This window comes from Streptomyces bacillaris, from assembly GCF_003268675.1.
In the GTDB taxonomy this organism is placed as follows: Bacteria; Actinomycetota; Actinomycetes; order Streptomycetales; family Streptomycetaceae; genus Streptomyces; species Streptomyces bacillaris.
The window spans coordinates 6,738,841-6,756,770 of sequence record NZ_CP029378.1 but is presented as its reverse complement, the minus strand read 5'-3'; the positions used below and the strand labels follow the sequence as shown (position 1 = coordinate 6,756,770).

Annotated in this window: 18 protein-coding genes and 7 tRNA genes; 11 read left to right on the top strand and 14 right to left on the bottom strand. The window is 72.8% G+C overall.

From position 1 onward, the window contains the following. Window positions 1-34: 34 nt before the first annotated feature. Window positions 35-595, bottom strand: a complete 561-nt coding sequence (locus DJ476_RS29505) for an HIT family protein (RefSeq protein ID WP_019765397.1) — start codon at window positions 593-595, stop codon at window positions 35-37. Between the two features lie 66 nt (window positions 596-661). Here DJ476_RS29505 and DJ476_RS29500 point away from each other — a divergent pair, with 66 nt between their 5' ends. Further along, entirely contained in the window at window positions 662-1,339 is a 678-nt protein-coding gene (locus DJ476_RS29500; RefSeq protein ID WP_103418322.1) for a potassium channel family protein, read from the top strand. Window positions 1,340-1,368: 29 nt separating this feature from the next. Here the strand turns inward: DJ476_RS29500 and thrS are convergent, their stop codons facing one another. The 3 genes from thrS to DJ476_RS29485 form a co-directional block, all read right to left on the bottom strand. Then, on the bottom strand, window positions 1,369-3,345 hold the full coding sequence (thrS, locus tag DJ476_RS29495) for a threonine--tRNA ligase (RefSeq protein ID WP_112491926.1): 1,977 nt from the start codon (window positions 3,343-3,345) through the stop codon (window positions 1,369-1,371). 103 nt (window positions 3,346-3,448) lie between these two features. After that, the gene (locus DJ476_RS29490) at window positions 3,449-4,699 is read right to left on the bottom strand and encodes a hypothetical protein (protein WP_112491925.1); all 1,251 of its coding nucleotides are present in this window, start codon (window positions 4,697-4,699) and stop codon (window positions 3,449-3,451) included. Continuing rightward, on the bottom strand, window positions 4,699-5,292 hold the full coding sequence (locus DJ476_RS29485) for a DUF4365 domain-containing protein (RefSeq protein WP_053561969.1): 594 nt from the start codon (window positions 5,290-5,292) through the stop codon (window positions 4,699-4,701). The genes DJ476_RS29490 and DJ476_RS29485 overlap by 1 nt, the downstream gene beginning before the upstream one ends. Window positions 5,293-5,538: 246 nt before the next feature. Here DJ476_RS29485 and DJ476_RS29480 point away from each other — a divergent pair, with 246 nt between their 5' ends. Further along, on the top strand, window positions 5,539-6,264 hold the full coding sequence (locus DJ476_RS29480) for a 3'-5' exonuclease (RefSeq protein WP_112491924.1): 726 nt from the start codon (window positions 5,539-5,541) through the stop codon (window positions 6,262-6,264). Between the two features lie 80 nt (window positions 6,265-6,344). Here the strand turns inward: DJ476_RS29480 and DJ476_RS29475 are convergent. Next, window positions 6,345-6,416 (bottom strand) — tRNA-Val (locus DJ476_RS29475). A gap of 161 nt (window positions 6,417-6,577) precedes the next feature. On the opposite strand from DJ476_RS29475, the gene DJ476_RS29470 reads away from it, so the two are divergent. Next, window positions 6,578-9,208, top strand: a complete 2,631-nt coding sequence (locus DJ476_RS29470; RefSeq protein ID WP_112491923.1) for an SCO7613 C-terminal domain-containing membrane protein — start codon at window positions 6,578-6,580, stop codon at window positions 9,206-9,208. A gap of 87 nt (window positions 9,209-9,295) precedes the next feature. Here DJ476_RS29470 and DJ476_RS29465 read toward each other — a convergent pair. Both DJ476_RS29465 and DJ476_RS29460 read right to left on the bottom strand, forming a co-directional pair. Beyond that, window positions 9,296-9,367, bottom strand: a tRNA-Val gene (locus DJ476_RS29465). A 66-nt stretch (window positions 9,368-9,433) separates the two neighbouring features. Continuing rightward, window positions 9,434-9,889 carry a TIGR02611 family protein gene (locus DJ476_RS29460; RefSeq protein ID WP_103418325.1) on the bottom strand — a complete coding sequence of 152 codons (456 nt, stop codon included), beginning with the start codon at window positions 9,887-9,889 and terminating at the stop codon, window positions 9,434-9,436. A gap of 190 nt (window positions 9,890-10,079) precedes the next feature. Here DJ476_RS29460 and DJ476_RS29455 point away from each other — a divergent pair, with 190 nt between their 5' ends. Together DJ476_RS29455 and DJ476_RS29450 are read left to right on the top strand one after the other, a co-directional pair. Further along, window positions 10,080-10,493 carry an SsgA family sporulation/cell division regulator gene (locus DJ476_RS29455; protein ID WP_003959770.1) on the top strand — a complete coding sequence of 138 codons (414 nt, stop codon included), beginning with the start codon at window positions 10,080-10,082 and terminating at the stop codon, window positions 10,491-10,493. Between the two features lie 274 nt (window positions 10,494-10,767). After that, window positions 10,768-11,364: a CGNR zinc finger domain-containing protein gene (locus DJ476_RS29450; protein WP_103418326.1), complete on the top strand. Its 597-nt coding sequence runs from the start codon at window positions 10,768-10,770 to the stop codon at window positions 11,362-11,364. On the opposite strand, the gene DJ476_RS35025 is transcribed toward DJ476_RS29450, so the two are convergent. Next, the gene (locus tag DJ476_RS35025; RefSeq protein ID WP_164837682.1) at window positions 11,359-11,523 is read right to left on the bottom strand and encodes a hypothetical protein; all 165 of its coding nucleotides are present in this window, start codon (window positions 11,521-11,523) and stop codon (window positions 11,359-11,361) included. The genes DJ476_RS29450 and DJ476_RS35025 overlap by 6 nt on opposite strands. Before the next feature lie 163 nt (window positions 11,524-11,686). After that, complete coding sequence (locus DJ476_RS29445) at window positions 11,687-12,163, bottom strand: hypothetical protein (protein WP_103418327.1); 477 nt, start codon at window positions 12,161-12,163, stop codon at window positions 11,687-11,689. A 182-nt stretch (window positions 12,164-12,345) separates the two neighbouring features. Here DJ476_RS29445 and DJ476_RS29440 point away from each other — a divergent pair, with 182 nt between their 5' ends. Next, the gene (locus tag DJ476_RS29440) at window positions 12,346-12,861 is read left to right on the top strand and encodes a DsbA family protein (protein ID WP_103418328.1); all 516 of its coding nucleotides are present in this window, start codon (window positions 12,346-12,348) and stop codon (window positions 12,859-12,861) included. Between the two features lie 136 nt (window positions 12,862-12,997). Here DJ476_RS29440 and DJ476_RS29435 read toward each other — a convergent pair whose 3' ends face one another. The 3 genes from DJ476_RS29435 to DJ476_RS29425 all read right to left on the bottom strand — a co-directional run bounded on the left by DJ476_RS29435 (window position 12,998) and on the right by DJ476_RS29425 (window position 15,833). Beyond that, a complete protein-coding gene (locus DJ476_RS29435) occupies window positions 12,998-13,834 on the bottom strand; it encodes a GNAT family N-acetyltransferase (RefSeq protein WP_112491922.1) in 837 nt (278 codons plus the stop codon). Between the two features lie 122 nt (window positions 13,835-13,956). Then, window positions 13,957-14,778: an aminotransferase class IV gene (locus DJ476_RS29430; RefSeq protein ID WP_112491921.1), complete on the bottom strand. Its 822-nt coding sequence runs from the start codon at window positions 14,776-14,778 to the stop codon at window positions 13,957-13,959. Beyond that, window positions 14,775-15,833 carry a chorismate-binding protein gene (locus tag DJ476_RS29425; RefSeq protein WP_112491920.1) on the bottom strand — a complete coding sequence of 353 codons (1,059 nt, stop codon included), beginning with the start codon at window positions 15,831-15,833 and terminating at the stop codon, window positions 14,775-14,777. The genes DJ476_RS29430 and DJ476_RS29425 overlap by 4 nt, the downstream gene beginning before the upstream one ends. Window positions 15,834-16,017: 184 nt before the next feature. Between DJ476_RS29425 and DJ476_RS29420 the strand changes: the two genes are divergently transcribed. The 5 genes from DJ476_RS29420 (at window position 16,018) to DJ476_RS29400 (ending at window position 16,491) form a co-directional block, all read left to right on the top strand. After that, window positions 16,018-16,090: transfer RNA gene (locus tag DJ476_RS29420), tRNA-Gly, on the top strand. A gap of 37 nt (window positions 16,091-16,127) precedes the next feature. Then, a tRNA-Cys gene (locus DJ476_RS29415) sits at window positions 16,128-16,201 on the top strand. Between the two features lies 1 nt (window position 16,202). Next, window positions 16,203-16,274, top strand: a tRNA-Val gene (locus DJ476_RS29410). A 37-nt stretch (window positions 16,275-16,311) separates the two neighbouring features. Continuing rightward, window positions 16,312-16,383 (top strand) — tRNA-Val (locus DJ476_RS29405). A gap of 33 nt (window positions 16,384-16,416) precedes the next feature. Further along, window positions 16,417-16,491, top strand: a tRNA-Val gene (locus DJ476_RS29400). A 55-nt stretch (window positions 16,492-16,546) separates the two neighbouring features. Here the strand turns inward: DJ476_RS29400 and DJ476_RS29395 are convergent. Both DJ476_RS29395 and DJ476_RS29390 read right to left on the bottom strand, forming a co-directional pair. Beyond that, a complete protein-coding gene (locus DJ476_RS29395; protein WP_018490462.1) occupies window positions 16,547-16,855 on the bottom strand; it encodes a TFIIB-type zinc ribbon-containing protein in 309 nt (102 codons plus the stop codon). Between the two features lie 66 nt (window positions 16,856-16,921). Continuing rightward, on the bottom strand, window positions 16,922-17,887 hold the full coding sequence (locus DJ476_RS29390; RefSeq protein WP_103418402.1) for a phosphotransferase family protein: 966 nt from the start codon (window positions 17,885-17,887) through the stop codon (window positions 16,922-16,924). Between the last annotated feature and the right edge of the window lie 43 nt (window positions 17,888-17,930).

Below are 17,930 nucleotides of genomic sequence, written 5' to 3'. Positions count from 1 at the left end.
CGGCCCGCCCCTTCCGCGTCCGTACGCCGGAGGATCAGCCCGCCGGCCAGGCGTCGGCCAGCATCTTCCGGGTGTCGCCCAGCAGCTGCGGCAGCACCTTGGTGTGGCCGATGACCGGCATGAAGTTGGTGTCCCCGCCCCAGCGCGGCACCAGGTGCTGGTGCAGATGGGCGGCGATCCCGGCGCCGGCGACCGAGCCCTGGTTCATCCCGATGTTGAAGCCGTGCGCCCCCGAGGCGGCGCGCAGGGCCGCCATCGCCCGCTTGGTGAAGTCCGCCAGCTCTGCCGTCTCCGGACCGTCCAGCTCGGTGTAGTCGGCCACGTGCCGGTAGGGGACGACCATGAGGTGCCCGCCGTTGTACGGGTAGAGGTTCAGCACCGCGTAGACGTGCTCGCCGCGCGCCACCACGAGCCCGTCCTCGTCGGATTTCGCCGGAATCGAACAGAACGGGCAGCCGTCCTCGGCCCCCGGGCCGCTCGGCTTGTCCTGGCCCTGGATGTACGCCATCCGATGGGGTGTCCACAGACGCTGAAACGCGTCCGGCGTCCCCACGCCGATCTGCTGCTCCGGCTCACTCGTCATGCCGATCAGCATATTGCGTCACCCGCACGGACCGTGTCGCCGGGGCCGTGCCGCCCGCCCGCCCGCGATCCTGAGGCGATGAGCGACCGACCCGGCCCCGAGGCGACCGCGCGGCTGACCCGCTGGGAGCAGCGCACGGAGGTGCCGCTCTTCCTCGCGGGGCTGCTCTTCCTGGCCGGGTACGCGGTCCGGGTGCTGGCCTCACACGGGGCAGAGCCCTGGAACGACCTCGCGCTGGCCCTCGTCTGGTCGACCTGGCTGCTCTTCCTCGTCGACTATGTGACGCGGCTGCGGCTCAGCGGCCTGGGCTGGCGGTTCCCGCGCGTGCACTGGGTCGACAGCGTGGTCCTGCTCCTGCCGCTGCTGCGCCCGCTGCGGATGGTGAAGGTCTACCAAGCGGTGCAGCGGCGCCACGACCGGCCACGGTTGAGCCTGTACGCGCGGGTGATGGCGTACGCGGGCATCACCGCCGTCCTGCTCGGTCTCGCCGCCTCGCTCGCGGTCTACCACCTGGAGCACCGGGCCCCGGACGCCTCGATCCGCACCTTCGGGGACGCGGTGTGGTGGGCGTGCGCGACGCTGACGACGGTCGGATACGGGGACGCCACCCCGGTCACGTTCTGGGGGCGGGTGGTCGCGGCGGGGCTGATGGCGTGCGGACTGGCGCTGCTGGGCGCGGTGACGGGGTCGTTCTCGTCCTGGCTGATCCAGGTGTTCGCGCGGGAGGACGAGAAACGGCCCCCGGAGCGGGGTTAGCGCTCCGGGGGCCGTGACCGGCAGCCGGATCAGACCTGGACGCGGTCCTCGACGGCCTGGGCGATCTTGGCGATGGCCTCGTCGACCGGGATGCCGTTCTCCTGCGAACCGTCGCGGTAGCGGAAGGAGACGGCACCGTTGGCCATGTCCTCGTCACCGGCGATGATCATGAACGGGACCTTGTTCTTCTGCTGGTTGCGGATCTTCTTCTGCATCCGGTCCGAGGAGGCGTCCACGTCCACCCGCAGCCCCTGCTTGCGCGCCTTGGCGGCGAACTCCTGGAGGTAGGGGATGTGGGTGTCACCGATCGGGATGCCGACGGCCTGGACCGGGGCGAGCCAGACCGGGAAGGCTCCCGCGTAGTGCTCCAGGAGCACGGCGAAGAACCGCTCGATGGAGCCGAACAGGGCACGGTGGATCATCACCGGGCGCTGCTTGGAGCCGTCGGGACCGGTGTACTCCAGGTCGAAGCGCTCCGGCAGGTTGAAGTCGAGCTGCACGGTCGACATCTGCCAGGTGCGGCCGATGGCGTCCTTGCACTGCACGGAGATCTTCGGGCCGTAGAACGCGGCGCCGCCCGGGTCCGGGACCAGGGGCAGGCCCTGCTTCTCGGCGACCTGGCGGAGCGTCTCGGTGGCCTCCTCCCAGGTCTCGTCGGAGCCGACGTACTTCTCCGGGTCCTTGGTGGACAGCTCCAGGTAGAAGTCGGTGAGCCCGTAGTCGCGGAGCAGGTTCAGCACGAAGGTGAGCGTGCGGTCCAGCTCCTCCGCCATCTGCTCCTTGGTGCAGTAGATGTGCGCGTCGTCCTGCGTGAAGCCGCGCGAGCGGGTCAGGCCGTGCACGACGCCCGACTTCTCGTACCGGTACACCGTGCCGAACTCGAAGAGACGCAGCGGCAGTTCGCGGTAGGAGCGGCCGCGCGCGTCGAAGATCAGGTTGTGCATCGGGCAGTTCATCGGCTTGAGGTAGTAGTCCACCCCGTCGTCGAGCTGCATGGGCGGGTACATGCCGTCGGCGTACCAGTCCAGGTGGCCGGACTGCTCGAAGAGCTTGCCCTTGGTGGCGTGCGGGCTGTAGACGAACTCGTAGCCCTCCTCCTCGTGCCGGCGGCGCGAGTAGTCCTCCATGGCCCGGCGGATGACGCCGCCCTTGGGGTGGAAGACCGCGAGACCGGGGCCGATCTGGTCGGGGAAGGAGAAGAGGTCCAGCTCGTTGCCGAGCTTGCGGTGGTCGCGCTTGGCGGCCTCCTCCAGGAACTCCAGGTGCGCCTTCAGCTCGTCCTTGGTGGGCCAGGCGGTGCCGTAGATGCGCTGGAGCATCGGGTTCTTCTCGCTGCCGCGCCAGTACGCCGCCGCGTTCCGCATCAGCTTGAACGCCGGGATGAACCGGGTGGTCGGCAGGTGCGGGCCCCGGCAGAGGTCCTTCCAGCACAGCTCACCGGTCTTGGCGTCGAGGTTGTCGTAGATGGTCAGCTCGCCGCCGCCCACCTCGACGTTCGCGCCGTCCTCGGAGGAGGCGGAGCCCTTGATGCCGATCAGCTCCAGCTTGTAGGGCTCGTCGGCCAGCTCCTCGCGGGCGTCCTCGTCGGAGACCACACGGCGGGAGAACTTCTGCCCCCGCTTCTGGATCTCCTGCATCTTCTTCTCGATGGCCTTGAGGTCCTCGGGGGTGAACGGCTTCTCGACGTCGAAGTCGTAGTAGAAGCCGTCCTTGACCGGCGGGCCGATGCCGAGCTTGGCCTCGGGGAACAGCTCCTGCACGGCCTGGGCCATGACGTGCGCGGTGGAGTGGCGCAGGATGTCCAGGCCGTCCGCGGAGGAGATCTCCACGGGCTCGACGCTCTCGCCGTCCTGGAGCACGTACGAGAGGTCCTTCAGCTCGCCGCCGACGCGCGCGGCGACGACGGTGCGCTGACCGGGGAAGAGCTCACCGGCGGTCGTGCCCGTCGTCACCACGTGCTCTTCCCGCTCGGAATCGCGTTGGATGATCACACGGACGTCTGACACCGGTCTCTCCTGACTGAGGGGGTTGTCTGTCTTCCTATTGACTAGACAAGGCGAATCGTACCGAGCCGTACGCCCCCGATGCGAACGCCTTCCCCCTCCTACGTCAGGGCTCCTCCCCCGCGCACGCCTCCTCGAAGAAGTCCACGTTCTCCTGGAGCGCCTTCATCAGCCGGTCCCGCTCCGCCTCGTCGACCTGGACGGGCGCGACCTGCGAGGCCCCGGTGAGCCGCCGGAAGCCGCCGCGCCGCTCCAGCCGCCCCTCCACCCGCAGCGGCAGCCCGACCAGGTGGGCGTGGCCCGCGATGCGGTACGCCTCCTCGTCAAGCTCCACCCGTACGTGCGCGACCTCCGCCCCTGCCAGCACCCGCAGCCGTACGATCCCGGGTCCGCGCGGCCCCGAGCGGCGCAGCCGGACCACCGCGCCGGTGATCCGGACCGGTACGGCGGGCTCCTCGCGGAGGTAGCGGGCCCCGGCGGAGCGCAGGGCGGGCAGGTCGCCCGGGGAGAACTCGACGGGCGCGGGGCGGGCCGGGCAGCCGTCCGGGGTGCCTGCGGCGGGCGCCCACCGCACATCGATCCCGGCCCCCTCGCTGCCGCGCACCAGGGCCACCAGCGCCTCGGTCAGCTCCCGGCTGACGCCCGCCGCCACCGCGCTGTCGAACGCCTCCATGCCCCCGGTCGCCCGCTGGTAGTCCACCGCCTCCCGGGTGGCGTGCAGGGCGTGGCAGAGCTGGACGGCGACGGCCCGCCCGGAGTCGACGGGCACGAACGCGGTGAGCCGGCGGCCGCCCGGCGCGGGCCCGATGAGGGCGGAGTCCAGCGCCGCGCGGGCCTTCCTCCGGTGCCGGGCCCCGTGGTATCCGGCCCGGCCGCGCGCGGCGAGCGCCCCGGCGAGGAGGATCTGCCGGGCCGCCGAGCGCAGCTCCTCCGCCTCCGCCCACCCGGAGGCGCCCGCCGCCCCGGCCGCCGACTCGGGGACCTCGCGCCACCAGCGGATCTCGTCGCTGGGCACGGCGAGGGCGACCAGGACGTCCCGGGCGGAGGGGGCGGCGCTGCGGGAGAGCGCGGTGAGCGCCTCGGAGAGCAGGTCGTCGGCGTCGGGGAAGGCCGCGTTCTCCGGGACGAGCAGGCTGGCGCCGGCGGCCGTGCCGGGCGGGGACCAGCGGCTGTAACGCCCAGCTGCCCCGCCGCGCCGCTGCCAGCCGTACCGGTCCAGGAGCGCGGTGAGCACGGCCGGGTCGGGCAGCGGGGTCCCCTCGCCGCCCGGGTCGGCGTACTCCCTGCTCATGGCCGGGTGCGACCGGGCGCCGGGCAGCTCCACCGGGCCCCGGGGTTCGTCCATCGACCGGTGCATCAGGGTCTCCCTCCGGCCCCGACCCGGGCCATGATGTCGCAGAGTGCGCGGTCGTCGAAGATCCGTGAGGTCGGAATGCGCACGGTGGTCCGGTACCGGCCCGTCACCGCGTGGCCGGCCAGGTTGGTCCAGTAGCAGCAGTGCCGCAGATCGAGGCTGCCGGGCCCGGCGCTCAGCCACTCGTCCTGGCTGCGCGGCACGATCATCACCACCAGGATCTTGTGGACCGAGACCGGGGTGCGGGCCAGCTTGACGAGATGGGCGTTGTCGAGCGTGAAAGAGAACGCCCCGCCCGCCGGGTGCGGCGGTATCTGGTAGGTGCACTTGAGCTGCACCTTGATGGTCACTTCGTCGTCGACGGTGTGGGCGGCGGCTCCGTGGCTGACATGCCAGTCGATGCCGTTGTCGGGGAAGGGCTGGGAGAGCGAGCAGCCCGCCGCGGCGGCGACGGCGTGCAGATAGCCCACCTGAAGGGTCTCCATACAGGCGGTGGTGGCGAGGGAGCCGCGCAGCGGTGCGTTGCGCCGTTCCACCGGCCCGAACCCTTCGGCGCGGGCGGGCGGCCCCCCGGGGTCGGGCTGCGCGAGCGCCATGGCTCCGTTGCCTTCCGGACGTGCCGTCAGAGGTGAGAGGTCGGAAGTGATACCGCAAAAGACGTGAGAGGTGGCGCCGGGAAGAAGTGCGCCGGAGATGACCGGGGAGCAACTCCCCTCCCCCTCACCTGTGTTGTCACCGCAGGAGAACGCCCGCAAACGGCGTATCAGGCAAACGGCACGGGTATCACCGATATCGGGCAGAGGAATCACTCCATCTGCCGTGCAGGTGCGAGGAGTTCGGGGATGATGCACTGGTTCGAAGGGCCGCTGGCCGCTTTTGACACGGAGACGACAGGCGTGGACGTCGAGCAGGACCGGATCGTTTCGGCCGCTCTCGTCGCGCAGGACACGACGGGCGGGCGCGTCCGCACCACCCGCTGGCTGGTCAACCCGGGCATCCCGGTGCCCGTGGGGGCCACCGAGATCCACGGTCTGACGGACGATCATCTGCAGCGCAACGGCCGCTGGCCCGCGCCGGTGATGGACGAGGTCGCCCGTTCGCTGGCCGAGAGCTGCGCGACGGGCCGGCCGCTGGTCGTGATGAACGCGCCGTTCGACCTGACCCTGCTGGACCGCGAACTGAAGCGGCACCGCGCCTCGTCGATGGCGGGGTACCTGGCGGACGTGCCGCTGCGGGTGATCGACCCCCGGGTGCTGGACAAGCACCTGGACCGCTACCGCAAGGGACGGCGCACGCTCAAGGACCTGTGCGAGCTGTACGAGGTGCCGCTCGACGGCGCCCACGACGCGGCGGCCGACGCCACGGCCTCCCTGCTCCTCGTGCGGGCGATATGCCGGCGCTTCTCCTCCCGGCTGGAGCGGCTCTCCCCCGCCGAGCTGCACGCCCTCCAGGCGACCTGGCACGCGGCCCAGGCGCGCGGCCTGGAGGCGTGGTTCACCAAGAGCGGCACCCCGGAGGCGGTGGACCCGGCGTGGCCGCTGCGCCCGGCGCTGCCCGCCGCGGCGTAGTCGGCGGACGGCCGACGGCCGACTGCCCGGAACATGCGAAAGCCGGTCCGCCGTGATGCTGGCGGACCGGCTTTCCCCGGTGGGCGATACTGGGTTCGAACCAGTGACCTCTTCGGTGTGAACGAAGCGCTCTCCCACTGAGCTAATCGCCCGGGAACGGGTTGAACCATACAGGTCCCGGCGGGCTTCGTTCAAACCGCTTCCGCCCGCGCGGCCCGGGAGGCGGTCCGGGGACGTACACAGGCGCGGAAACGCGGAAACTGAGTACCCGAGCGCATGTACGAGGCCAGGGGCCGGGGCCACACTCCCGTACATGGAACACGTGCCGCCGCCCGCCGAGGAACTGGCGCTCCTCGACCGAGAACTGGCCCAGCTCGACGCCCGCCGCGCCCAGTTGCTGACCCGCCGCGCCTGGCTGGTCGCCGCGTTGCAGGCGAAGGCTCCGGACGCCCCGCGCTGGAGCACCCCGCCCCTGGGCCACGGCTGGGCCCCGGCCCAGCCGTGGGGGGCCGTCCCGAAGGCCGCGAAGCCGTCCGCGCCGCGCAGCGCGCAGAACGTGCTGCTGACGCTGGGCGGGCTGCTGCTGACGGTCGCGGCCGTCGCGTTCACCCTGGTCAGCTGGGGCTCGATGGGCATCGGCGGCCGGGCGGCCGTCCTGGCGCTGGTGACCGTGGCCGCCCTCGCGGCCCCCGCGCTCCTGCTGCGCCGGAAGCTGGCGGCCACGGCGGAGGCGCTGGCCGCGCTCGCCCTGGTGCTGACGCTGCTGGACGCGTACGCGATCCACGCGGTGGCGGCACCGGACGCCGACGGCCTCACGTTCACGGCGATCGCCTCGGCGGTGCTCGCGGCCCTCTGGTCGGCCTACGGCCTGGCGCTGGGCAGGCTGCACCTGCCGCTGCCCGCCGCCGTGTTCTTCGTCCAGTGGCCGCTGCTGCTGGGCGCCTGGGCGGCCGGTGCGCCGGCACTCGTGGTCGGCTGGGCGCTGCTGGCGACGGCCGTGCTGGACGGGGCGATCGCCCTCTGGGGCAAGGGCCTCGGCGTACGGGTCACGGCGGGCATCGGCCTGCTGGTGATGGGGTCCGCCGCACTGCTCACGGGGCTCGGCGAGTCCCTGACGGCCGACGGCCCGCTCGGCGCGGTCCTGCCGGGCCTGCTGCTCCTGACGGCTGCCGTGGCGGCGCTGGCCGGGGCGTGGCGCGCCCCGAGCGGCTACGCGCAGCTGGGCGGCGCGGTGGCCGGTCTGGCGGCGGTGGCAGCGGTCGGCGGGATGGTGCGGGCGGCGGTGCCGGGCGCGTGGCACGTCCCGGTGTATCTGCTCTGCGGGCTGGCCCTGCTGTCCGTCGTACGGGCACGGCTGCCGCGCACCGCGGGGCGCGGGGTGCTGCTGGCGTCGGGTGCGGTGGTGGCCGGGGCGCTGGTGTGGGCGCTGCCCGGGGTCGCGGCGGTGCTGCTGGGGCCGGTCCAGCTGGTGGCCGAGGTGTGGGCGGGGGCGCCGGACGGGTTCCGGGGTGCGCTCGGCGAGGCGATGGCCTGGTCGGAGCTGGCCGCGGCCCCGCTGGTGCTCGCGGTGGTGGCCGGGGGTCTGGGTGCCGCGTACCGCCGGTGGCCGACGCTGGTGCGGCTCGCCGCTCCCCTGGCCGCTCCGGGCGTGAAGGCGCGCGACGCGGCGGGCGCGGGGGCGCTGGCCCTCGGCTGGGGCGCCGTGCTGCTGGCGGCGGCGACGCTGGGGGTTCCGTACCCGGTCGCGGTCGCGTTGGAGACCGTGCTCGTGGCGGGCCTGCTGGCGGCGGCGGTGCTGGGGGCCGGCCGGGACGCGGAGGTGGCTGGGGCTGGCTCAGGTGCGGCTGGTGCTGGTGCTGCCGGTGCTGGTCCCGGCCCCGGTGCCGGTTCCGGTGAAGCGGAGGGTGGCTCGGAGCCGTACGTCGGAACAGCGGGTGCCGGTGTGGGTTCTGGTGGCGCGGCGGGCCGGGGTGGTCCGTCCGCCGTGGCGGTGACCGCGCTGGTGCTGGCGGTCGGCGGGGCCGTGAGCCTGGGGCTGCTGTCGCTGGCGGCGGAGGCGGCAACGTACGCGGTGCTCGGGGCGCTGGTGGTGCTCTTCGCGGGGGCGGCGCTGCGGATGCGCCCGGTGGTGGAGCAGGCCGTGCTCGCGGTGGCCGCGGTGGCGTGGGGTACGGCCCTGACCGGGTGCGTGGCCGGGTCCCTGGGCCTCGCCCCGCACGAGGCGGCCCCGCTGCTGCTGGTGGTGCCCGCGGTGACGGTGCTGCTGGGGGCGCGGCTGCGGAACCACCCGGCGGCGCTGCCGGTGGAGCTGGCCGGGGGGCTGGGCGCGCTGGTGGCCATCGGCCTCGCGGTGCCCATGGCGCCGTTCCTGGCCCTGGTGCTCGCCCTGTGCGGGGTGCTGGCGGCCGGGGCGGCGGTGCGCCCGGAGCGGCGGCCCGTGGCGGGATACCTGGCGGCGGTGCTGTTCGTGACGGCGACCTGGGTGCGGCTGGCGGCCTCGGAGGTGTCGGCCCCGGAGGCGTACACCCTGCCCGTGACCGTCCCCGCGCTGGTGGTCGGCCTGCTGCGGCGGCGCAAGGACCCCGAGGCGTCCTCCTGGACCGCGTACGGGCCGGGGCTCGCGGCGACGCTGCTGCCGAGCCTGGCCGTGGCCTGGGGCGACCCCGACTGGCAGCGGCCGCTGCTGCTGGGTGTGGCGGCGCTGGTGATCACGCTGCTCGGGGCGAAGTACCGACTCCAGGCGCCGCTGCTGCTCGGCGGTGCCGTCCTGGCCCTGGTCACCCTGCACGAGCTGGCGCCGTACGTCGTCCAGGTGGCCGGTGCGCTGCCGCGCTGGCTGCCCCCGGCGCTGGCCGGGCTCCTGTTGCTGGCCGTGGGTGCCACGTACGAGCAGCGGCTGCGGGACGCGCGGAAGCTGAAGGACATGCTGGGCCGGATGCGGTGAGCCCCCCGTTGCCCGCCCCCGCACGACGGGGGCGGGCAACGCAACGGCCCCCGAGACTTCGGAAAGTCTCGGGGGCCGTTGTCCGGGTGGGCGATACTGGGTTCGAACCAGTGACCTCTTCGGTGTGAACGAAGCGCTCTCCCACTGAGCTAATCGCCCGGGCGCACCGCAAACATTACCCCATGTCAGCGGTGGTCCCGACCGCCCCGGCGCGGCTTCCGCGCGCTACTCGTCGATGGTCCACGGCAGGACGAGCCCGAACTTCCAGACGTAGATCCCGACCAGCACGGCCATGATCACCAGGCCCACGGTGGTGAGGATGATGTTGCGCCGCCGGACCTTGGGGTCGAGGGCCCGCTGGGCGGCCTCGGTGACCTTGCGCTTCGTCCAGCGCAGGACCAGCTGGGCCCAGACGAACTCGGTCGCCCAGATCGCCATGCCGCCGAAGATCACCAGCCACCCGGGCCCCGGCAGCACCAGCATCAGCACACCGGCCACGACCACGCCCAGGCCGACGACGAAGACGCCGACCTGCCAGCTCAGGTGGAGCGGCCTGGACGCCTTGATGAAGCCCGGCGCCCGCGATCCCAGCTCCCGTTCCGCCTTGCCCGTGCCCCCCGGGGCGGAGGCCGCGACCGCCTGTTCGGCGGCCTCGGTCCGCTCGTCACTCTCCGCATTCATGAAGCTCAACCTACCCGAACCGTCACCTTCACTTGAATGGACGCATGACTCAAAGTTACACACCGCTGGGCGAGGGACCCGAAGCATCACAAATGGGTCAGAGGGGTTTACAACGCCACCGTAGGTGGCATGTCGATTTCGCCGACGTGCGAATCCCCGAGCGCACACTGAGCGAAAGGCCCTGGCGCTTATGAACACCACGGTCAGCTGCGAGCTGCACCTGCGCCTCGTTGTGTCGAGCGAGTCCTCACTGCCTGTTCCCGCGGGCCTGCGGTATGACACGGCCGATCCCTATGCCGTGCACGCCACCTTCCACACCGGAGCGGAGGAGACGGTCGAGTGGGTTTTCGCCCGTGACCTCCTTGCCGAGGGGCTGCACCGGCCCACCGGCACCGGAGACGTCCGCGTCTGGCCATCACGGAGTCACGGCCAAGGCGTCGTCTGCATCGCACTGAGTTCCCCGGAGGGCGAAGCCCTGCTCGAGGCTCCGGCGCGAGCCCTGGAGTCGTTCCTGAAAAGGACCGACGCCGCGGTTCCACCCGGCACCGAGCACCGGCACTTCGACCTCGACACGGAACTCTCCCACATCCTGGCCGAGAGCTAGCCAGGCCGAGAGCTGCCGACGCCGTCCGACTCGGGGAGACGGCGTCGCGCGGACAACCACATAGGGCTGGCCCAGGCGCCGTCGCCGCGGAACCCACCGCGGCGACGGCGCCTGGGCGTGTGCCCCCCTGGGGGACACGCCGGGCCGCCCGGGGTCTGATGGAGGCGCCCGCTCCCCCGCGGAGCCGCACCGGGCCGGGGAACGGGGGCGGGCAAGCCAGTAGAGTCAGCCGCCATCGGCAGGCGCCCGCCTGCCGGAGGCCAGGGAGCGAAGCGTGCTGATCCCCCACGACACCCGGATCGCCCTCGACACGGTGGTCGATCTGGTGAACACCGCACCGGAGAACGAGCCGCCCGAGGACGGCCCGACGGACGGACTCGTGGACGGCCCGGAGGACGGGCTCGACGATGTCGCGGCGCTGTACGCCTTCGCCGAGGAGCACCACATCAGCGGCGTCGGCGCCCTGGGCGAGAAGGACCTCGGAGCCGTACGGGACGTCCGGAGCCGGTTCGCGGAGGTCTTCGCAGCGCCCGACGCCCGTACCGCCGCCGATCTGGTCAACCGGCTCGTCGCCGCGGCCGGGACCACGCCCCAGCTCACCGACCACGACGGCTACGACTGGCATGTGCACTACTTCGCACCGGACGCCTCGCTCGCCGACCACCTCGCGGCCGACTGCGGCATGGCCCTGGCCTTCATCATCGTGGCCGGTGAGCAGGAGCGGCTGCGGCGGTGCGAGGCGCCCGGCTGCGGCCGCGCCTTCGTCGATCTCTCGCGCAACCGCTCCCGGCGCTACTGCTCCAGCCGCACCTGCGGCAACCGGCTCCATGTCGCCGCCTACCGGGCGCGCCGCCGGGAGGCCGGTTCATAACAGGAAGAGGTCGTGCAGCGCCGCCATCAGCAGCAGGCTCCCGATCACCGTGAGGAAGATCATCAGGGGTGGCTGGGAGAGCGCGAAGAGGCAGCCACGGGGCTCTTCGGCAGGGTCGGCAGGGGGTGCGGGGACTTCGCCCCGGGATGTGTCCACCATTTCGGGGCGATCATGACGCACTCGGGACCCGGTTGGCGATCAACCTGCCCCATTTCCCCGGGAGTTCACCGTCCCGTGGTGCTCAGGATTCGCTCCGGCGTCCGAGATGCCGTCAGGCATTCGGGCGTCGGCCGCGGAAACGGCGTGCTTCAGATGCCGTGTTTCAGATGCCGTGCTTCTTGAGGATCGCCTCGATGTCGCTGAAGTCGTCGGCGGGAGCCGCGGCCTCCTGCTTCTTCTTCGGCTTCGCCGCCGCTCCCCCGGCCGCCGGCCGGGCCTGGCCGGCGGAGGAGCCCGCACCGAGCGAGGGCGTGGAGGCGCCCGGGGCGACGGCCTCGTTGCGCTCGGCGGCCCGCGCGGCCTTGCGCTCCGCGCGGGTGGTACCGCTGCGGCGCTCGATCGCCCGGGTGGTCATGAAGAGCAGCCAGGAGAGGCCGAGCACGCCGAAGCCGATCCAGACGCTCGGCTTGAACGCGATGCCCGAGACCCACTCGACGACACCGGTCAGCACCAGCCCGAGCGGTACGAGGGAGTAGGCGGCGATCCTGGTCGCGGTGAGGAATCGCTTGCGGTAGGCGGTGATCGCGGCGATGCCCAGGCCTGCCGCCGACGCCGCGGAACAGATGGTCTCGGCAAGCATCGGGGCCTCCAGCCGCGCGGGGAAACGTCCCTTCCATCCTGCACCGACGACCGGCGTCGGGGCCACGGCGCCGGTCCACTTCAGGGAGATTTCAGGGCCGGACTCCTCCGCAGGTGCCGGTCACGGCGACCGGCCCCGGGTGCGGATTGGGAGCTGTCCGCTCGGCCTGAAAGACTGGTCGCATGAGCGATTCCACCCCTGCGGCACCGGTCGTCCTCGACGTCTGGTGCGATCTCGAATGCCCCGACTGCCACCGGGCTCTCGGTGACGTACGTGCCCTGCGCGCCCGGTACGGCGACCGTGTCGAGATCCGGCTGCGGCACTTCCCGCTGGAGAAGCACAAGTACGCGTACGCCGCGGCGCAGGCCGCCGAGGAGGCCGCCGCCCAGGGGCAGGACTGGCCGTACGTCGAGGCGCTGCTCGCCAGGACCGAGGACCTCGGCAAGGGCGGCGAGCCGGTGCTGCTCGACGTGGCGCGTGAGCTGGGCCTGGACGCGGAGGAGTTCGACACCGCGCTCGTCGACGGCCGCCATCTGCTGATCGTCGACGCCGACCAGGCCGAGGGCAAGGCGATCGGGGTCACCGGCACGCCCACCTATGTGGTCGGTGACGAGCGGCTGGACGGCGGCAAGAGCCAGGAAGGGCTGCGCGGGCGGATCGAGGAGATCGTCGACCGGCTGCTGGCCGCCCAGGGCTGACGCCTGACGCCCCGGCTCCGCGCCCTACCGCCTCCACCCCCGCCGTACCCCGCCGCCCGGCTCCGCGCCGAACCGCCGCCCTCCCGGCCACAGCCTCCCCGCCGTACGCCGTGCGACCGCTTTCCCGCCGTACCGGCTACAGCGCCTTCGCCAGGTTGTACCGCGTCGTCGCGTAGCCGAGGGACTCGTACAGGCGCAGCGCGGGGGTGTTGGCGGCGAAGACGTGCAGGCCGAGGCGGTCGTGGCCCCAGGAGCGGGTCTCGTCCTCGGCCAGGAGCATCAGGGCCCGCCCGAAGCCGCGGCCCCGGTGCTCCTCGCGCACCTCGACGTCGAAGACGAACCCGGCGGTCCGGCCCGGCTCCAGCTCCCGCAGGGCAAGCCAGAGATGGCCGACCACCGCGCCCCCGTGGACGAGCACCCGGAACCGTACGTTCTCCGTGGCGAGCCCGTCCGGGAGGTTCCCCGCGTGGTCGGCCTCGGACTTGAGCCGGGCGTGCTCGGGCGGTACGCCGCGGTCAACCCATTCCTGTGCGTACGAGCGCACCGCCTCGCCCAGCCACTCCGCGTACTCACGCTCGCTCATCGGGCGCGAGCTGAGCCCTTCGGGGAGCGGGACACTCTCCGGGCCGAGGGCCTTGACCATGTTGCGGCTGCGTTCGGTGTAGCCGAGGGCGGCCGCAAGACGTCGGGCGGGCTCGTTCTCGGCCGGGATCTCGGCCCGCACATGGGTGCAGCCCCACCCCCGCAGCACCTCCTCGGCCGCGAGCACGGCGATGGTGCCCCGGCCGCGTCGGCGGCGCGCCTCGTCGACGCTCAGGGAGCGCACCACCCCGGCCGAGGCGCCGAACGCGTCGTCCGTGCTGATCGATACGGCGCCGACGGACAGGCCGTTGTCGCAGACGTCGTAGCTGCGCGCCCGCGCCCCGGCGGCGCCTTGCTGAAGCGGCCCGGACGGCCGGAGTGTCGTGGTCATCAAGGGTTTGTATCCCCTGGACGGGCACACGTCACGCGCTTTTCCGGCCCGACCGGAAAGGGCTTACCAGCCGGGCCCACCCACCAGGGCTCACAGGCCAGGGTCCACGGGCCGAGGCGGGCTTACGGATCGAGGTCGCTCCCGGCCCGCTCGTCGAAGATCCGCATGGCCTTCGCCGTCACCGGACCCGGCTCCGGCGCCAGCTCCCGGTCGTCCACGCGATGCACGGCCTGGATGTCGCGGAGCGTGGAGGTCAGGAAGATCTCGTCGGCCTCGGCCAGCACCTCCATGGGCAGGTCGCTCTCCTCGGCGCCGGTCCACTCCACGGTCAGGGCGCGGGTGATCCCGGCGAGGCACCCGGAGGCGACCGGCGGGGTGTGGATGCGGCCGTCCAGCACGACGAACACGTTGGACCCGGTCCCCTCGCAGAGCCGGCCGGCCGTGTTCGGGAAGAGCGCCTCGGAGGCGCCCCGCTCGCGGGCCCGGGCGAGGGCGACGACGTTCTCCGCGTACGAGGTGGTCTTGAGCCCGGTGAGCGCGCCGCGTTCGTTACGGGTCCAGGGGACCGTGATCACCGCGGTGGTGTCCGGGCGGCGGCTCACCCCGTCCAGCGCGACGACGAGGCTGGGCCCGGCGGTGCCCCGATCGGAACCGAGCGGGGAGAGACCGCCGGTGTAGGTGATCCGCAGCCGTCCCAGGGGGACGGGGTTGGCGTCGACGACCGCCGCCACGGCCCGGCGGATCTCGTCCAGGTCCGGGTCGGGCAGACCCAGGCCGCGCGCGGAGCGGGTGAGCCGGTCGAGGTGGCGGGTGAGCGCGAAGGGCCTGCCCTCGGCGGTGCGGACCGTCTCGAAGATGCCGTCGCCCACGGTCAGCCCGTGGTCGAGCACCGACAGCCGGGCGTCGTCGGCGTCCCGCAGTCCGCCGTTGACCCAAATCCTCATGACGTGGTCCTTCCTGTCTGCCCGAACCCTGTCTGCTCGAACGTGCCCGACGCTACAGCCAGCAGCCGCGACGCCTTCAGTTCGGTCTCGTCCCACTCCCGCTCCGGGTCCGAGCCCCAGGTGATCCCGGCCCCCGTCCCGAACCGCAGAAGGGGCCCGGGGCCGGTCCGGTCGATCCAGAAGGTCCTTATGCCCACCGCCAGGGAGGCCGTCCCCCGGTCGGCGTCGACCCAGCCGACCGCCCCGCAGTACGGCCCGCGCGGGGACCGCTCCAGTTCCTCGATGATCCGCAGCGCGCTGGACTTCGGCGCCCCGGTGACGGAGCCGGGCGGGAAGGCCGCCGCCAGCAGCTCCGGCCACCCCGCGCCCTCGGCCAGCTCGCCGCGCACGGTGGAGACGAGGTGGACGAGGCCCGGGTGCTTCTCGACCACGCAGAGGTCGGGGACGGTGACGCTGCCGGTGGCGCAGACCCGGCCCAGGTCGTTGCGGACCAGGTCCACGATCATCACGTTCTCGGCGTGGTCCTTCTCCAGCAGGTCCGCCTCGGTGCGCCCGGTCCCCTTGATCGGCCCGGACTCGACGGTCCGCCCGTCCCGGCGCAGGAACAGCTCGGGGGACGCGGTGGCGACCTCCACCCCGTGGCCGGGGAGGCGGATCGTTCCTGCGTACGGTGCCGGGTTGCCGCGCGCGAGCAGGGCGGTCAGGGCGTCCACGTCGGCCCGGCCGGGCTCGGCCTCGGGCAGCGGGGCGGAGAGGACCCGGCAGAGGTTGGCCTGGTAGACCTCGCCCGCCGCGATGTGTTCACGGATCCGCCGTACGCCCGCCGTGTAGGCGTCACGGTCCAGCGAGGTCGTCCACTCCCCGGCACCGGGCCCGCGCCAGGCTCCGGGCACGGGGGCGGGCACCTCCTCCCTGCGTACGGAGGAGAAGCGGGCGCAGACCGTACGGCCCTCGAAATCCGCGCAGACCGCCCAGAAGCCGGACGAGTCGAGGGCGGCGGGATCGTTGGTCACGTCCTGGAGACCGGAGGCGACGAGGCCGCCGAAGCGGGCCATGGGAGCGAGGGGGAACACTCTGCTGAGTCTAGAACCGCCCACGGTGACCTGCGTCGGGGCGAAGGCACGGCGGCGGACGGCGGCGGTACGGCGACCATCTGCGCAAACGCGTTTTTGTACTGGCCCGGGAATCCGCTAGAGTTCAACACGTCGCCGGGACGCGCAAGCGGAACGGGAAAGACAAGCGGACGTAGCTCAGTTGGTAGAGCGCAACCTTGCCAAGGTTGAGGTCGCCAGTTCGAACCTGGTCGTCCGCTCGCAGAAGGTGGGGGGTCTTCCCGAACCCCCATCCCTGGTGGAGTGGCCGAGAGGCGAGGCAACGGCCTGCAAAGCCGTCTACACGGGTTCAAATCCCGTCTCCACCTCCAAGGACGATTAGCTCAGCGGGAGAGCGCTTCCCTGACACGGAAGAGGTCACTGGTTCAATCCCAGTATCGTCCACTGATCCGCAAGGATCACCGGTCCGTAAGGATCACCCGCGCGATTAGCTCAGCGGGAGAGCGCTTCCCTGACACGGAAGAGGTCACTGGTTCAATCCCAGTATCGCGCACGTAGTACACAGCGGCACACGCACGGTTATCCTGCGCGATTAGCTCAGCGGGAGAGCGCTTCCCTGACACGGAAGAGGTCACTGGTTCAATCCCAGTATCGCGCACCACCGAGAACCCCCGGTCGTCTCCATGACCGGGGGTTCTTCCGTCGTGCGGTGGCCGTCAGGACGAGAAGAGCATCCGGCCGAAGCCCTTCTGGCGGCGGTGGCCGTAGTGCCCGCCGTAGCCGGCACCGTGCTGCGGGGCGCCCCAGGCGGGGCCGTGGACGGGAGGGGCCGCCTGCGGGTAGGGCTGCTGCGGGGCGGGCGGCGGGGGCGGGGCCTGCTGGGCCCACTGCGACTCCAGGCGGGTCAGCGACTCCAGCTCGCCGTAGTCGAGGAATATCCCCCGGCAGCCGCTGCACTGCTCGATCTGGACGCCGTTGCGGTTGTACGTGTGCATCTGCGCGTGACACTTGGGGCACTGCATCATTCGGCTCGGCTCCTCGCCCTCGTCGTGCCGCCGCCGGAATGCCTGTCCGGCCGCGGTCGGTTCAGCCTACGACGCGGACCCGGCCGCCAACTCGGGCGGGAACGTAGCGATTCGGGCACAGGAATCGATCATCAGCTGCTCCATCTCGTCCGGCTCCCGCCCCTCCGCGGCGCACTTGGCGAGGGCGACGGCCGCCGTCTGGACCGTCAGCGCGCGGGCGGGGACGTCCAGTTGCGGCCAGGGGTCCCCCTCGGCGGGCACCGCGGGTCCCCCGGCGGACCGGTAGGCCTCCAGGAACAGCAGCCAGTCCTCGGGGGCCAGCACCCCGGCCGCGTACCAGGCGGCGGGCCGGGCCAGGTCCCAGGCCGGGTCGCCCCACCCCGCGTCGTCCACGTCGATGAGCAGCCAGGGCCCGTCCGGGGCGGGGTGGCGGACGAGCTGCCCGAGGTGCAGGTCCCCGTGACAGAGGAAGCACGCCCGCCGGGCAGGGGGCGCGGCCTCGCCCCGGGCCCACCCCGGCAGGGCACGCCACGCGGCCCGTACGGGGAGGGTCGCGCCGCCCCCGGGCAGCGCGGCGTTCATCCGCGCGACCGCCCGGGCCGCCTTGACCGGGCCGCGCATCGGCGGGAGCGGGGCCGGCAGGGACGGGACGGTCCGGTGGAGGCGGGCGAGGAGGACCGCGGCCTCGGCCCAGGGGGCGGCGTGCGGGGCCTTGGGGTCGACGGGGGCTCCGTACGGCCAGAAGGTGACGGGCCGGGAGGGGGTCTCCGCCGTACCGGCCGGGCCGGGTGCGGCGAGCGGCGCGAGGAGGATGCCGGTCAGCTGCGGCGCGGCGGCCAGGGCGAGCCGGGCCGCCAGGGCCTCGCGGTCGCTGTCGGCGGCATGCGCCTTGGCGACGACCGGGCCGCTGCGGACGACGGTGCCGTCCGCCCGGTCCGCCAGAAGCTGCGGCGACTCGCAGGCGCAGGGGGTGCTGCCTGAGGCGCCGTGCGGGTGGTGGAGACGGTGCGCGAGGACGCCCAGCTCGTGGATGACGGGGGCGGGGGTTGGGGGTGGAGATGGGGCAGGCGTGGGG

Bases quoted from the DNA above. Each gene is read 5' to 3' on its own strand.
- DJ476_RS29505 (WP_019765397.1), bottom strand. From the start codon at position 595: ATGCTGATCGGCATGACGAGTGAGCCGGAGCAGCAGATCGGCGTGGGG.
- DJ476_RS29500 (WP_103418322.1), top strand. From the start codon at position 662: ATGAGCGACCGACCCGGCCCCGAGGCGACCGCGCGGCTGACCCGCTGG.
- DJ476_RS29490 (WP_112491925.1), bottom strand. From the start codon at position 4,699: ATGCACCGGTCGATGGACGAACCCCGGGGCCCGGTGGAGCTGCCCGGC.
- DJ476_RS29485 (WP_053561969.1), bottom strand. From the start codon at position 5,292: ATGGCGCTCGCGCAGCCCGACCCCGGGGGGCCGCCCGCCCGCGCCGAA.
- DJ476_RS29480 (WP_112491924.1), top strand. From the start codon at position 5,539: ATGATGCACTGGTTCGAAGGGCCGCTGGCCGCTTTTGACACGGAGACG.
- DJ476_RS29470 (WP_112491923.1), top strand. From the start codon at position 6,578: ATGGAACACGTGCCGCCGCCCGCCGAGGAACTGGCGCTCCTCGACCGA.
- DJ476_RS29460 (WP_103418325.1), bottom strand. From the start codon at position 9,889: ATGAATGCGGAGAGTGACGAGCGGACCGAGGCCGCCGAACAGGCGGTC.
- DJ476_RS29455 (WP_003959770.1), top strand. From the start codon at position 10,080: ATGAACACCACGGTCAGCTGCGAGCTGCACCTGCGCCTCGTTGTGTCG.
- DJ476_RS35025 (WP_164837682.1), bottom strand. From the start codon at position 11,523: ATGGTGGACACATCCCGGGGCGAAGTCCCCGCACCCCCTGCCGACCCT.
- DJ476_RS29445 (WP_103418327.1), bottom strand. From the start codon at position 12,163: ATGCTTGCCGAGACCATCTGTTCCGCGGCGTCGGCGGCAGGCCTGGGC.
- DJ476_RS29440 (WP_103418328.1), top strand. From the start codon at position 12,346: ATGAGCGATTCCACCCCTGCGGCACCGGTCGTCCTCGACGTCTGGTGC.
- DJ476_RS29435 (WP_112491922.1), bottom strand. From the start codon at position 13,834: ATGACCACGACACTCCGGCCGTCCGGGCCGCTTCAGCAAGGCGCCGCC.
- DJ476_RS29430 (WP_112491921.1), bottom strand. From the start codon at position 14,778: ATGAGGATTTGGGTCAACGGCGGACTGCGGGACGCCGACGACGCCCGG.
- DJ476_RS29425 (WP_112491920.1), bottom strand. From the start codon at position 15,833: ATGGCCCGCTTCGGCGGCCTCGTCGCCTCCGGTCTCCAGGACGTGACC.
- DJ476_RS29395 (WP_018490462.1), bottom strand. From the start codon at position 16,855: ATGATGCAGTGCCCCAAGTGTCACGCGCAGATGCACACGTACAACCGC.